Annotated in this window: 8 protein-coding genes; 2 read left to right on the plus strand and 6 right to left on the minus strand. The window is 42.1% G+C overall.

Translation table 11 applies throughout. The annotated features are described in order from the left end of the window. Positions 1–4: 4 nt before the first annotated feature. The gene (locus M3593_RS14505) at positions 5–1,630 is read right to left on the minus strand and encodes an ATP-binding protein (protein WP_251542462.1); all 1,626 of its coding nucleotides are present in this window, start codon (positions 1,628–1,630) and stop codon (positions 5–7) included. A gap of 182 nt (positions 1,631–1,812) precedes the next feature. On the opposite strand from M3593_RS14505, the gene pepF reads away from it, so the two are divergent. Beyond that, complete coding sequence (gene pepF / locus M3593_RS14510; RefSeq protein ID WP_251542460.1) at positions 1,813–3,630, plus strand: oligoendopeptidase F; 1,818 nt, start codon at positions 1,813–1,815, stop codon at positions 3,628–3,630. 41 nt (positions 3,631–3,671) lie between these two features. On the opposite strand, the gene M3593_RS14515 is transcribed toward pepF, so the two are convergent. From M3593_RS14515 to M3593_RS14530, 4 genes are all read right to left on the minus strand, one after another. Further along, positions 3,672–4,259 carry a hypothetical protein gene (locus M3593_RS14515; RefSeq protein WP_144479363.1) on the minus strand — a complete coding sequence of 196 codons (588 nt, stop codon included), beginning with the start codon at positions 4,257–4,259 and terminating at the stop codon, positions 3,672–3,674. A gap of 14 nt (positions 4,260–4,273) precedes the next feature. Then, a complete protein-coding gene (locus M3593_RS14520) occupies positions 4,274–5,449 on the minus strand; it encodes a ParM/StbA family protein (protein ID WP_144479365.1) in 1,176 nt (391 codons plus the stop codon). Between the two features lie 756 nt (positions 5,450–6,205). Continuing rightward, positions 6,206–9,289 (minus strand): efflux RND transporter permease subunit, encoded by a 3,084-nt coding sequence (locus M3593_RS14525; protein WP_144479367.1) that lies wholly within the window; start codon positions 9,287–9,289, stop codon positions 6,206–6,208. 120 nt (positions 9,290–9,409) lie between these two features. After that, positions 9,410–9,559, minus strand: coding sequence for a hypothetical protein (locus tag M3593_RS14530; RefSeq protein ID WP_186326820.1), 150 nt, complete (start codon positions 9,557–9,559; stop codon positions 9,410–9,412). A gap of 130 nt (positions 9,560–9,689) precedes the next feature. Between M3593_RS14530 and M3593_RS14535 the strand changes: the two genes are divergently transcribed. Further along, positions 9,690–10,682, plus strand: a complete 993-nt coding sequence (locus M3593_RS14535; protein WP_251542458.1) for a DUF3231 family protein — start codon at positions 9,690–9,692, stop codon at positions 10,680–10,682. A 43-nt stretch (positions 10,683–10,725) separates the two neighbouring features. Here M3593_RS14535 and M3593_RS14540 read toward each other — a convergent pair whose 3' ends face one another. Further along, on the minus strand, positions 10,726–13,125 hold the full coding sequence (locus M3593_RS14540) for a S8 family serine peptidase (protein ID WP_144479371.1): 2,400 nt from the start codon (positions 13,123–13,125) through the stop codon (positions 10,726–10,728). Positions 13,126–13,405 lie beyond the last annotated feature (280 nt).

A 13,405-nucleotide genomic window follows, 5' to 3' on the forward strand; every position in this document is an offset into this window, starting at 1 on the left:
GTTCTTAATCCGTTAAGGGAAGTTTTATTTCAACCAAAGTCCCTTTGTTTAGCTTACTTTGATAGGAAATCGTCCCACTATGCTGTTTAATGATTTTATGGCAAATCATCAATCCTAGACCTGTTCCTTTCTCCTTCAATGAATAAAACGGTTCTCCTAAACGAGGGAGTAATTCTTCTGGAATTCCGCTGCCTTCATCCTGAATGGAAATAATGCATTCACCATCCAGGCCCTTTTGCAGCTTTATATCAATATTTCCTCCCTTAGGCATGGCTTCCATAGCGTTTTTTAAAATATTCAGGAACACCTGTTTAATCTGGTTTTTCTCGCAGGTTATGAAAAAATCTGTCCCCAGATAACTTCGGCTAATTTGGATATTCTTCATATTCGCCTGTGGGGATAAGAATTCGACCGTATGATCGATCAAATCACATAGATTGGCCCGGTTGAGCTGGATAGCCTGAGGTTTTCCTAAAGAAAGCATTTCACTGGTTATTGTCTCAATTCTTTCTAATTCACTTAGAAGCAAGTTGTTAATTTCATTTAATTCATCTTCTTTTCCATATAGCTGGATAAACCCCTTTATTGTTGTAAGAGGATTACGTATTTCATGGGCTACTCCTGCTGCCAGTTCTCCTACAATCGATAGCTTTTCAGATTGCAAAAGAATCTCCTCCGCTTTTTTCCGTTCAGAAATATCCCGGCTTATTATTACAATGTGCTCAATCACCCGCTCATCACTCATTACCGGCATCCAGCGGGACTCAAAATCCATCCATTTTCCTCTTTTATCTTGAAAGCGAAACTCTAATGGCATCGATTCTTTATTTTTCATAATCTTTGTGATTGTTTCTCTGAAAGCCACAACGTCATCTGGATGAATTAACTTACATATATCAATCTTTTCAAGCTCTGCTGCCTTGTATCCCAACACCATCTCATGAGAGGGTGAAAAATAAGTTATGGCATGCTCTTTGTCCATTACCATGATGAGGTCTGATGTATTCTCCGCTATGAGGCGGTATTTTGATTCACTTTCCTCCAGCGTCTGCTCCATCCTCTTTCGTTCCTTAATAATCCTGTATAACTTTTCATATGACTCGATCAAGATTCCTCCAATAAGTACTCCTATTGACACAAACAATAAGTATTGGAAGTGAAATATTGGATTGTCTCTTATTATGTTGAAAACAATCGGTACAGTAATTATATAAGTGACAATGTAAGAAAACAGTAAAATCATAACTCTCTTGACTGGTTTAAAATGGGTAGTTGCTTTGTGAATAACGACCAGAATGGCCATCACCACTAACCAGCCAACTATTGCCGGAAACCAGTTTACAGAGACCATTAACCTTGATGCCAACGCCATGCTGCCGGTAATAATTCCTGCAGCAGGCCCAAGATACGCGAAGACCAAAATGATGACGGCATACCGAATATCATATGAGTAACCTTCATCCTGGAAAGATAACATTACAAGTACAGAGGAAACAATACCCCCGTATAATCCTACCCAGAGCCACAGTTGTTTTAATGGCTTATGATTCAGGTAAGAGCGAATGACTAAAGGAGTACTGACCATTAAAGAAAGCATTGAGAGATTAATTATGTAGTCTATTAAAATCAACTGGCTCCCACCTATTGTAAATTTCCGAATTTACTAATTATCATAAACCAGAGATTCAACCTTTTCCATAACATTTTAATACTAGCAGTTCAGTATTATTTTTAAATTTTTAAAATAGTTAAATTATAATTTAATTATTTCGGTTTTCGTAGTAATATGAAAGGATAAAGGAGGAGATATCCATGAATAAAACTGTTGAAAAACGTCTTGCCCGCTCAGAAGTTCATGAATCACTGACCTGGAATCTTAATGATTTATATCCATCTGACAAAGAGTGGGAGGATGCACTGAAAGAGATCGAGGCTGATGTTAAAAAATTCGATAGCTTCAGAGGAACCTTACATACAGGGCCGAAAGCTTTACTGGAATGCCTTACTGCCCAGGAAGAGTTAACAAAGAAATTGGTAAAGGTTCGAACATACGCAAGCCTGAAGCAATCCGCTGACGGCACTGACCCGGTGAACCAGGCAAATTCAGCAAAGGTTGGGGCCGTTGGCACAAAGGCGATGGCTGCACTATCCTTTATTTCATCTGAAATCCTTGAGTTTGATGAAGGCAAAGCAGAAGAGTTCATCGAGGCTGAGGAAGGACTCCAGCCTTTCAAAAAGACGCTTCTTGAGCTTCTGGAAACGAAAAAGCATAAACTATCGCCTGAAACAGAAGAAGTCCTTGCTGCTTTAGGAGAAGTCCATTCAGCACCTTACAACATATACAATATGGCCAAACTAGCGGATATGGAATTTTCGTCTATCAGGGACGAACAAGATAACGATTTGCCAGTTTCATTTGCGCTGTTCGAGAGCAGGTATGAATTTTCGCCGGATACTTATGTCCGCAGAAAAGCCTATGATTCATTTGTTTCAACCCTCAAACAATATAAAAATACCATCGCCGCCACCTATGCCACCGAGGTAAAAAAACAGGTGACCCTTGCAAAGCTGAGGAAATATGAATCCGTTACCGATATGCTTTTGGAGCCACAGCAGGTAACAAAGGAAATGTATAATAACCAAATTGATATCATCTACAAGGAACTGGCCCCGCATATGCGCCGTTTTGCTCAGTTAAAGAAGAAGGTGCTGGGCCTGGATAAAATGATGTTCTGTGACTTGAAGGCTCCATTTGATCCGGATTTTGATCCTCAAATCACTTATGATGAGGCACGACAGCTGATTACCGATTCATTGAAGGTAATGGGAGCGGATTATACAGCAATGGTTGAAAAGGGCTTTGAAGACAGATGGGTAGACCTTGCTGATAATGTTGGAAAATCAACAGGTGCATTTTGCTCAAGTCCTTATGGATCACACCCATATATCCTGATCACATGGGCGGACAATATGCGCGGCTGCTTCACGCTGGCACATGAATTCGGCCATGCGGGCCATTTTTACCTGGCCAATAAAAATCAGCGCATCATGAATGTGCGTCCATCCATGTATTTCATTGAAGCACCATCGACAATGAATGAAATGCTTTTAGCCCAATATCTTCTTGATAAAAATAAGGAAAACCCGAAGATGATTCGCTGGGTGGTCTTGCAGCTGCTGGGAACTTATTATCATAATTTCGTGACCCACCTGCTGGAGGCTGAGTTCCAGCGCCGTGTTTACGCGCATGCTGAAGCTGGGAATGCACTTACGGCAAAAACACTTACTGAAATGAAAACAGATGTCCTGACTGGCTTCTGGGGCGATACAGTCGAAATCGACGAAGGGGCGGGTCTCACCTGGATGCGCCAGCCACATTACTATATGGGCTTGTATCCATACACCTACTCTGCCGGCCTGACTGCATCGACCGCCGTTTCCCAGTTGATCCAGGAGGAAGGGCAGCCGGCTGTTGACCGCTGGCTTGAGGTACTCCGTGCAGGCGGAACCATGAAGCCGCTGGAATTGCTGAAGCATGCCGGCATCGATATGTCGACTCCGGAACCTGTACGCAAGGCTGTCGGTTATGTTGGATCACTGATCGACCAATTGGAAGCATCCTATCAGTAAAACTAAGAAACCCCATGGAGGTCCATGGGGTTTCTTCATGCTCACTTATTCATTTTGGCAAGGAAATCTCCTAACAGGTCATCCAGATCTTCTTCTGTCTCTTCCTGGTCCGGTGTTTCAGTTTGTTGGGCTGATTCCCATTCAAATGAATCCAAATCATCGTCCAAGTCGTCGATTTCAGCACCAGAGGCCGTTTCCTGTGTTACCGGTGATTCCTCTTCTAATGCTGTCGGGTGCATGTTCATATCCTTTTCCTGCAGGTAAAGAGCCTCATCTATTTCAGTAGACTTGCTGTTCAATGAGGCCAGCAGTGCGGTTGCCCTCAAGGGATCCGTCAACAGATGATAGACGATATTGCCCAGCAAAGCTTCTGAATGCTCATGCTTGATCCAATCCCGCTGCGATTTGCTGAGACTCCGAGGGAGAGGGATTGTAATCGTTTCGCGTTCCCTTGAATAGGAATTCCCCACACCTTTGACGACAAATTCGGCAATCTTGCTCGAAAAGTTCCTTCGCTCTGTTTCCTTTAAGTTCTGGAGATGCCTTAAGATATGGTCTGGTGTATCAGAGGGAACACGAAATGACAATGCTTGTCCTCTCTTAATCTCATTTGGGTTGGTTTTTTTCATAGGATCACCTTATTTTAGCTTTTAACAGGTTCAGAAGCGGCTTTGCTGCTCTTCTCTGATTTTTTCACAAAGTCCATGATGAGCTTATAATAAGCGTTCGCCATCATCCAGATGCTTTCTTTTTCATCCTCGAAAAATTCAATGTTATAGCCATCAAGATTATTGTTCAATGTTTTGATATATTCTTTTAAAACTGTTGCTCCTCCGCCAACAAAATAGCAGATTTCAGTCTGGGAATTCTTTGCCCACACATTGCGAAGCAGGCGGTATTGCTTTTTAGCCAGTTCAAGCAGGATACGGTCTGTGATGTCATGAACGCTTGTACGGCTTCCTTTGACCATGATATGGTTCCGGTCATTCTTGCGCGTGATGATCTCTACAACGTCCGTACGGCTGTCTAACTCGACGCCATGCTTGCTGCGGATTTCTTCCCTGATTTGTTCGAGTGCTTCAGACACACCAAGGTTGAAGCCCTGTGCCTTGTCATCATCGACATTGCGATTCTTGATGACAGCGATATCTGTTGATAATCCGCCGATATCCTGGATCAGGATTCTTCTATCAATCAAGTCCTTATTGATGATTTTCAGGCTGTTATCCATTACTAGATTGATATATGCTGCGAAGCCTTCAGGATAAACCTTCACTTCATCGAATTTGATATTTACTTTCAGTCCCTGGTATTTCGGGGTAACAAGGAATTCAACCTGGTGAACGGATCCTACCAGCTTGGAACGGTAGCCAGCATCTTTTCCTTCCTTGACCTCGCGAAGCGGAAGGCCGGTACCAAGCGTATAATTCGCATCAATGACATTCTTGCTTTTCGGGAAAAGCTTGGCATTGTCTTCATTGACAGCATCCAATGCTAGAGTAGCGAAAAGCATAATCAAGGTCTGATCTTCCTCCGACTTGCTGCTGCCAGGATCAAGTTCGGTAGCATTGTCACTTTTAGTAGCCAGGTTTCCGACACGATAGATTGCGTTATTTTCTTTCAGGGCAGGGGAGTGGACACGAATATGGATTCCATCAAGCGGATCCTTCGCATCAAGCTCCTCGATGCCGATTACAGGACGGTCTTCAGTGTCCCTTGCCACGATGTTAGGGATATTCAGTTCGTTATCAAATTCTCCAAAAATAGCTTTAATAGAATCGTTACCAACATCAACTGCTGCAATTCTGGATTTCGTCATTCTTATCATTCCTTTTCATTTATGTATACTTACCTACTATTCTAAAGGTAAAGGGAAATAATAGATACTGCAAGATATACGAGTAAAAAGAAATGTAATTGTAAACATGTAAACGAGATGTAAACCTGACGAGTATTGTATACATAATTGTACACAACGAATACAAATCTGTATACATGCCTATATATCAGTATGTATACAGATTTGTATACGTGTAAACATAATTGTACACCCATTGTTTACAAAACGTATACATGTATACATATTTGTACACATTAAAATATTTACCTTATTTTACCTTTTAACAGACCTATCAGAGCCCCCTCCCCTCCCCTGCCGTTGAAAAGATTTTAAAAGATTTGAATTTTAATGAATGAATTTGATTGGTAAGAGTTGAAGATGAAAGAGTCATTGGAGGCAAATAACACAACGGACATGAAAAAGGTTCCAGGAAGTAAATAACCGCACCATAAAAGTATGCATGTATAACAGTGCCAATTTTTAAAAAGGCTTCAATATGCAGATGAGTAATATGAATCCACCACACCTACCCAAGAGACTTGAAAAAGGAAGTTGAAAAAAGCAGGGAATTGTCGGAACATGGAGAAAGAGGAAGGAAGAAAGAAAGAAATAACAGGTGTATTTCCGCATTTTTCCATAAAAAGAAGTAATGGTTACCTTCTGATCACCCACTATCAATGATAAAAGGTAAAAAAGGCCCCTGTGGACGACTGGTCATCCGCAGGGGCTATTGTATTAATCCTCTTGTATTTCTCGTCGATTTTTCTTAAAAATTTTCGACAGAACTTCATAAACAATTGGCACAACAATCAGTGTTAACAGTGTCGAGCTTGTTAAACCGCCTATTACAGTAATGGCAAGGCCTTTTGAAATCAAGCCTCCGCCTCCTGAGCCCATGGCCAATGGAATCAGGGCACCAACAGTGGCTATTGCTGTCATAAGGATTGGACGTAAACGCGTTGCTCCTGCCTCAAGAACGGCTTCACGCATCGTCATTCCATCACGTTCCATGTGGATGATCCGGTCTACGAGTACGATTGCATTCGTTACAACAATACCAATCAGCATCAAGAGACCCATCATGACTGAAACAGAAATCGTTTCATCTGCAATCAACAATCCAACAAACGATCCGATAACCGCAAATGGGAGCGAGAACAGAATGGCGAATGGCGCTACACCTTCACGGAAGGTTACCACCAGGATGAAGTAAACTATCGCGATAGCAGCAAGCATTGCAGCACCTAGCTGTGTAAATGTTTCGGTCATGTCCGCCTGTACGCCTGCAACACCAACTTCTACACCCTTTGGCATATCTAAAGCATCGATTGCCTCTTGGGTTTCAGCAGATGCTTTTGAAATATCATCATCTGTAACCGTTCCTGAAACGGATGCATAGTACTGCCCTTTACTGCGGGCGAGTGTATTCATCGTTGTACCTTTTTCAACGGTTACCAGTTCTGATAATGGCATCGTTGTTCCCATGGCTGTTGGGACTTCTGTATCCAGGATATCATCAACTGACTCAGGCTGCTTTTCCTGCTCCTGCTGGACGATGACATCTAGTGATTCACCATCTTTTTCAATCGTCGTCAATGTATCTTTAGTTTTGTTTGGGTTTAACATCATGACAATTTGTCCGGCTGTTAAACCATATTGCAGCAATTCGTCCTGTTCGACTTTAAATGTGTATTCCACGTATGCTTCCTCTGCACTGGAACTTACATCTTCCAAGCCTTTAATACCTTTCATCTCACCCTCAGCCATTTTCACAGCATCAGTAAGTTTGTCTAGATCTTCACTGTAGAATGTGTAGCTGATTTCGTTCTCCGGCATCGACATGCCGCCGAAATTCTGGCTCTTCCACTCGCCGCTTTGTCCAATTTTGAATACATACTCTTCAATTTCTTTCTTGACGTCTGGAAAATTTTCCATATCAGGATCAAAAATCAGGTACATCAAGCCTCCGCCTGATCCCCCGCCCATCATTGCCGACATCTGGTCAGCTTCATCGCTAATCGATACTTGAACGATGTCAATATCATCACGTTTGAGCATCTTTTCTTCGACTTCAGCGATACTCTCGATTGTTTCTTCTTTAAGTTCGCCTGCTGCAGGAGTATAAGTAAGGTACATAACCTTATCTTCCTCGCTGCCCATGAAGCTAAAGCCAATAATCGGTGTGAGGGCAAGGCTTCCAGCTAAAAGTACAACAGCAATAAGGGAAGTGATGATTTTATGGTTAAGCGACTTGTTCAAGACGCCTTTATACCAGCTTGCCAGTTTGCCAACTTCTTTGTGGCTGCTTTCTGTTTTTTCACCATAAAGTTTCTTTTTGAACAAGAAGTGTGACAAGGCCGGAACGATTGTAATGGCAACAATCAATGAAGCACCAAGGGCAAAAGTCATTGTCAATGCAAATGGCGCGAACAATTCGCCTACCATGCCTCCTACAAAAATCAGCGGTGCAAAAACAGCAACCGTTACAAGTGTAGATGATAAAATTGGCTTGAACATTTCAATGGTTGCTTCACGTACTAATGCACGGCCTGTTAATTTTTCTTCCTTCAAGTGGAGGCGTCGGTATATATTTTCCACAACGACGATCGAGTCATCTATTACACGCCCAATGGCAACCGTAATCGCGCCAAGTGTCATGATATTAAGCGTGATTTCCATCCAATTCAACAGCAGCAATGCCATAAAAATCGAAACTGGAATTGACACAATTGATATAATCGTAGACTTGAAGTCTCGTAAAAACAGCAGAATAACCAGGACCGCAATCAATCCGCCAAATAAAGCTTTTTCAATCATTGTTGTTACAGATTCTTCAATTGGCTTACCCTGGTCCAGTGATACATCAATGGATAGGCCATCAATTTTATCCTGTTCTTCTTTTATTAAATCCTTTATCTCATTCACAACATCAACTGTGTTTGCTTGCTGTTCCTTGACAATCTGGATGGCAATCGCATCATTGCCGTTTGTACGGGAAATGGACTGCACCTTGCCTACCAGCTCAATCTCAGCAATATCACTAAGCTTTACAAAAGGTGATGGATTTGATTCTGATGGAGTTACCGGAATCAGCATGTTCTTCAGTTGTTCAGCAGTGGTGAACTTGCCATCAACAGCAACTGCCTGCTCGCCTTCCTTAAATTCAAAAAGCCCCAGCGATACGCCTAAATTGCTGGCCTGAATCATTTCCTTCACTTTGTCTTCCGTCAAACCGAACTGAGCCATTTTCGCTTCATTATACGCAAGATTCACTTCTTCGATATGCTGTCCTGTTATCGTTACGGAAGCCACACCATCGATTTTATCGATCTTCGGAAGCAGGATATCCTCGACTGTTGATGTAAGCTCAACAATATCCTCTTTCGTGCTGCTGACACTCAGTGCAGCGATCGGCATCATGTTCATGCTGATGGCCGTAATGGTTGGCTCCTGTGCACCTTCCGGAAGCTGAACCGTATCCAATGCCGACTGTAAAGCCCGCTTGGCTTCATCCATATCAATGCCATATTCATACTCAACCTGGATACTGGACATATTGGAATATGAATTGGAATAGACGTACTTTACATCTTCCAGTCCTTCCACCGCTTTTTCAATCGGGATGGACACATCATCCATTACCTTCTCAGGAGTGGCTCCGGGATAAACATCCATGACCATTAAATAGGGGATGGAGATATTCGGAATCGTCTCCATGTTCATCCGCGTACCTGAATAAATTCCTGAGACTGTAATGATGATCGTAAGCAGCCAAACCGCCAGTTTATTTCCAAGCACAAAATTGACCAGATTTTTCACTATTGCACCTACCTTAATTAATCATTTACACACATTATAATGTTAATGACTGACCGGTCATTTGTCAATTCTGTATGCACATTAAAAGACCCACTCAACATGGAAAGTGGGTCTTTGGTATTATTCATCATCTATTTCGCCATCACCAATCTCATCTTCTTCTTCCACATCTTCCAGCTGTTCATCATCTTCAGGAGGAGCATCGTTGCCACACCCTGTAATAGAGAACATTGAAATCGCTAATAATAGCATAGCCAGGTACTTTCTCATGAAACAAACCTCCTTTTGAAAAGTATGTCCTGGTATATGGGGATTCTATGTAATTGGGATAAAAATCAATGATGATTTGTAATAAATATCTAAAAAATACAAACACTATTGGGAAAGGAGTGTATCATCGATGGGAGAAATAAATGTGGGTTTAACCTCAACAGAAATATCGAATATATGGTCATCTTACTTAAAAAGCAGTATGGAACTTCGTTTTTTTCAATATTTTTATAGGACAGCTGATGATTTGGAACTGAAAAAGATATTAGAAAAAATGGTCGTTTTCTCTGAGAATAGCCTGAACGACCTAAAAAATATTTTTTTAAAAGAGAATCTCCCTATACCGGTAGGGTTTACGGAAAAAGATGTCAGACTCGACGTTGAAAAGTTTTTTTCTGACACTTTTATATTATATATTTGCCATGATATTACAATGCTTTCACTGACTACCTATCCGAGCGCTTTTCCGGATTGCACGCGCAATGATACAAGGGATTATTTTCAAGGGGCCATAGAATTCACCATCAGTATTCAAAATGAAATTACAGACCTGATGCTGCAGCAGGGAATTTTTCTGAAATCCCCCCAGGTAGCTATGGACCATACCATTGACCTGGTGGATGAAATGAAATACTTGAACGGCCTATTTGGGCACTCCAGGCCTGTAAATGCACCTGAAATTGCAAACCTCTCAAGAATTCTCCATCGGGCGCACTTTTCAAAAATGGTTCTATTATCCTTTAGTAAGCTCGCCAGCCATAAGGAAGTAAAACAACATTTAAGCAAAGGAGTTGATGCACTCAATAAAGTGATGGATACGCTTGAGGATACATTTAATAAAGAAAATATTCCTTATTCAGCTTCCGGTGATTTCAACTTTTTCGAAGTGAATCATTCACCTTTTTCTGATAAACTGATGCTGTTTTTCGTTAATACCTGCCTCGGAATGTTCTGCTTCATTATGATCAATCAGGCTTTAACCTCAAGTTTACGGTCAGATATTGTAACCAAATTCACTCTGATCTCAGCTCAAATGAAAAAATTTTACGGAAAAGGCCTGTTGCTCATGATTACCGAAAAATGGCTCGAACAGCCGCCTCAGGTTTTCAACCGAAAGTCATAAAAAGGATTCCTACTGAGCAATCCAGTAGGAATCCTTAATTTAATTATTCCTTTGTAACAAGGTAGGCTTTGTACTCTGCTTTTCCTGCTTGTTCTACATATACTCCCAACACCCAGTCTCCGTTAGGAAGTTCAATACCATTTTGAACTGTGCCGTCCCATAGGAATTCGTGGTATGGAACCGGGGCATTCGTGAAAGAGCCAATTGTGTCTACAAAGCCACCAATGGTGCCATTTGGATTGAACACATAAAGATCATATTCTAAAACTTCTGCCCCGCCCGGAAGATAGGCACCAACATAATAACCATGATCGACTTTATCCATGAATGCACCTGTTACACGAGGGTAATCCGGCTCTCCGATGAAAAGGATCGTTGGCACGTCAAATGTCTCAGACCCATCAGAGACTTTAATGGTTCCTTCATAATATCCTGGGTCCAGTTTTGAAGTATCGACCTGGACATTGAAGTTCACTTGCTGGGACTTGCCTGCATTCACTTTCAGGTTGTTGCTTGTCATTATCTTGATGCCAGCTGGATTTGCGGCAAATTCTACATCAAAGCTATAGGTCTTGCTTTTTCCTGAAAGGTTTTTGATTTCAAAGCTATTCTTTTCAACTTGCTTGCCGCTATCCTTCACAAACTTGCCGAAAGAGTGGCTGCCTGGAGCGACGAGTGTCTTTGTATTCAAAGCATTAACAACTCGGATACTTCCTGCGCCTTGCGTGTTATGGGCATAAACTTTACCCGTAGCAGGGTCAATGACATCAGCTGCAGTGTTCATCAATGCAGCCTTTACATCTTCGGTACTCCATTCCGGGTTCTTTTCTAACAGCAATGCTGCAGCACCTGCTACGTGAGGAGATGCCATGCTCGTGCCTTGTAATGATGCGTATCCATTACCTGGGTAAGTACTTACGATATTCACGCCTGGAGCCGAAACATCCGGTTTGATCATCCATGTCAGGGTAACCGGGCCGCGGGAAGAGAAGGCGGCCATTGTTTCGCCGATTTCCTTATCAAACTCTATATTAAATGAAATTTTATTATTACCTGCTTTTAATTCTTCAAGCAGCTTTTGGCCATCCGAAAGTTCGGTTTTAATTGTCGGTATGGCCATTCCAGGAACATCCGCATGCTCACCAGGAATATTGTTGAAAATAATAGCACCGACTGCCCCAGCCTTTTTGGCATTTTCAGCTTTGTCAACGAACGCTAAGTCACCACGGCTGATTAACGCGATTTTTCCAGTAAGGTCCTTGCCATTAAAGTCTTCTGGGTAGGCTTTTCCCACAAACACAAACTCGTATTCATCATCATTCAATGCAAGTAATTCTTTATCTGATGGGAAACCCATAACTTTAGCTGTCGGGTAATCCGCGCCCTCAGATGTGGAGATTGAAGCTTTATATTGATTGTAAGGCAATTGTGTCGCCCCTACAGAAATTGCCTCACGGGAGGTACCAGGGGATCCAACTGTCCAGTTATTAGGACCAGAGTTTCCGTTGGAAGTGACTGCTACTACACCTTCAGCCATTGCCCAATCCAGCGCAATGGAAGTCGCCCAGTCAGGGTTATTCAGTGAGTTTCCAAGAGACAGGTTCATGACGTCTGCACCATCTTGAACAGCCATTTCAATCCCTGCCACTACATCTTCTGTTGTACCGCCTTCCGCACCAAGAACTCGATAGCCCAATAATTTCGCATCTGGAGCAACCCCCTTTATCGCACCATTCGCCGCTACTGTACCTGATACGTGAGTTCCGTGATATTGGCCCGCACCTTCCATTGGGTCATTATCATCGTCAACGAAATCATGCCCTTTGTACTCACCAAATGCATGCGCAAGATCAGGATGAGTGTAATCAACACCCGTATCGATGACTGCTACCGTCACACCCTCACCTGTGTACCCGGCATCCCACGCTTCGTTCGCACCAATAAATGGAGCGCTGTTCATCATGTTCGGACTGAATTCCTCCGCGGAAACTTTCTCTGCAGAGATGACTTCAGCAGTGTAATGAATATTCGGATAGACCGCCTTGACGCCAGGAAGCGCCATCAATTTAATAATTTCATTCGCTGGAAGCTTTGCTGAGAATCCTGAAAATACATAATCGTATTCCCTATTCACTTCCGCCCCTTTCACCGAGTTCTTAAGTGCTCCAATAACTTTGTTTCTTTCAGTTTTCAGGCTCGCCTTCGTTTGCTTCTTTCCTTTATGCTTCGCTTCAACAATCGATTCTGCTTTCAGTTCAACAATGACTGATGTCGGCCGTTTGGAGGAAAGTTCTATATCCCCGAACAATTCCGCTAACGGCAATTCAGTCAATTTCGCCCTGGAAGCTGTTCCTTCATTTGCCGCTGCTCCAAAACCAAATGTTGATAAAATTAAAACAAATGCTACTACCGTGAGTAAAAACCTTGGGAAATACCTCTTCATTCCTAAGCGTCATCCTCTCAATTTTGAATAATATAAAACCTCACTCCTTTGTCTTAAAATTTGGCACCTCCTTCAGTAAAAAGAGTGAGTAAGTATCTATAAATCCCCTACCTATTACTAATTAACTAATCTCTCAAATTTCCCTTCAATTAGTTATCTAAAAATTCCGACTAATCTCGCCGAATTATTGAACACAAATGTCCAAAATAGTTGGTTAATAGACAAAACGAGCTTTTTTTATTAAAGATTCATCAAAGTCCGATTCTTCAACTAGCATTAC

The organism is Mesobacillus sp. MER 48 (genome assembly GCF_023714225.1).
In the GTDB taxonomy this organism is placed as follows: Bacteria; Bacillota; Bacilli; order Bacillales; family Cytobacillaceae; genus Mesobacillus; species Mesobacillus oceanisediminis_A.

What these genes read in the sequence shown, in the direction of transcription:
- M3593_RS14530 (WP_186326820.1), bottom strand. Translation starts at nt 9,559, where the DNA reads ATGAGAAAGTACCTGGCTATGCTATTATTAGCGATTTCAATGTTCTCT.
- M3593_RS14520 (WP_144479365.1), bottom strand. Translation starts at nt 5,449, where the DNA reads ATGACGAAATCCAGAATTGCAGCAGTTGATGTTGGTAACGATTCTATT.
- pepF (WP_251542460.1), top strand. Translation starts at nt 1,813, where the DNA reads ATGAATAAAACTGTTGAAAAACGTCTTGCCCGCTCAGAAGTTCATGAA.
- M3593_RS14540 (WP_144479371.1), bottom strand. Translation starts at nt 13,125, where the DNA reads ATGAAGAGGTATTTCCCAAGGTTTTTACTCACGGTAGTAGCATTTGTT.
- M3593_RS14515 (WP_144479363.1), bottom strand. Translation starts at nt 4,259, where the DNA reads ATGAAAAAAACCAACCCAAATGAGATTAAGAGAGGACAAGCATTGTCA.
- M3593_RS14535 (WP_251542458.1), top strand. Translation starts at nt 9,690, where the DNA reads ATGGGAGAAATAAATGTGGGTTTAACCTCAACAGAAATATCGAATATA.